Here is a 373-nt window from a genome sequence, read left to right as displayed (position 1 = left end):
AGACTGGTATGTGGAGCCCCGGATTCGCGGGGGTTACCCTTTTATCGCCGGGGCGGGTGTTGCGGCGGGATGGCGGCCTAAAAAGAATGAGAAGTTAGGAAGTAGGAGTGAGGAGTTAGAAGCGGGGCAACAGGAAGCGGCTCGGCTACAGGAAGAACAACGGCAAGAGGCGGCGCGGCAGGAAACAGCACGGCAACAAGAGGCGGTACGGCAAGAGGCTGAGGAAAAACGACAAGCAGAGATACTGCGGCAAGCGGAAGCACAACAACAAGAGGCGGCTCGACAAGAGGCTGAGGAAAAACAACAAGCAGAGATATTGCAGCAAGTGGAAGCACAACAACAGGAACCCGCCCGGCACGAAGCGGCTGTTCCG

The 373-nt window shown here is 57.6% G+C and carries 1 pseudogene; it reads left to right on the top strand.

Annotated elements, in window-relative coordinates:
- Window positions 1-373 (top strand): annotated as a pseudogene (locus TPRIMZ1_RS20935) (hypothetical protein); the annotation flags it as partial.

It is taken from the genome of Treponema primitia ZAS-1, from assembly GCF_000297095.1.
GTDB classification, from domain to species: Bacteria; Spirochaetota; Spirochaetia; order Treponematales; family Breznakiellaceae; genus Termitinema; species Termitinema primitia_A.
This window is presented reverse-complemented; position numbering and strand designations above follow the sequence as displayed.